The sequence below is a fragment of the Prevotella conceptionensis 9403948 genome, assembly GCF_000312305.1.
GTDB classification, from domain to species: domain Bacteria; phylum Bacteroidota; class Bacteroidia; order Bacteroidales; family Bacteroidaceae; genus Prevotella; species Prevotella conceptionensis.
The window spans coordinates 1-668 of sequence record NZ_HE999524.1 but is presented as its reverse complement, the minus strand read 5'-3'; the positions used below and the strand labels follow the sequence as shown (position 1 = coordinate 668).

Sequence of the window (668 nt, the reverse complement as noted above, 5' to 3'; positions counted from 1 at the left end):
TGTAGATTTTCTTTTCATTGTTTATAGTTTTATAAATACTTTGTTGGGGAGTTTCCCCGCAATAGTGTTGTCGTTTTAGATGTTTAGGGCGTGTTCCTTTGCGAGGACGGTTGTTTTTGTATTTTGGTTTTTAAGCATCAATGTAGTTCGGGGCTAAGCCAGCCGTGGGCATGTCTTCGTGGTACGTCAATGCTTCCTTCTCTCAGTCGGTGTTAAGGTCGGTCAGCTTCAGTTTTGTTCGCAGTGTTCTCAGCGCGTTGTAGATGTGCGCATCCACCGTTCGCACCGAGATGCCCATCTCTTGGGCAATGTCTTTGTTCTTCATGTCGTGCAGATAGCTAAGCGTAAAAGCCTCCTTGCTTTTGGGCGGCAATTGCTCGATGGCGGTGGTAAGCTTGTGGCTTAGTTCTTTGCAGGCCATGTTGAAGGCCACATCGCAAGCATCGGGCGAGAGTAAAGCTGCCGTTTTGCTTTCCATATCAACAACGGTGGCCGAATATCGGTTCACCACAGCACGATGTTTTAGCACGTTAAGCGATTGCGTGTACACCGTTCGGTAGGTAAATGCACGCACATGAGCAGCCGTAGAGATGTCGTTACGCCTGTTCCACAACTCCAAGAACGCCCCTTGTAGCACGTCGTCTACATCAACAGTACCCAGCAAGCGT

Annotated in this window: 1 protein-coding gene; it reads right to left on the bottom strand. The window is 48.5% G+C overall.

Annotated features, from left to right (window positions below):
• Nucleotides 1–202 precede the first annotated feature (202 nt).
• On the bottom strand, nucleotides 203–668 hold a 466-nt coding region (locus BN93_RS16085), incomplete at its 5' end, for a sigma-70 family RNA polymerase sigma factor (protein ID WP_019189290.1).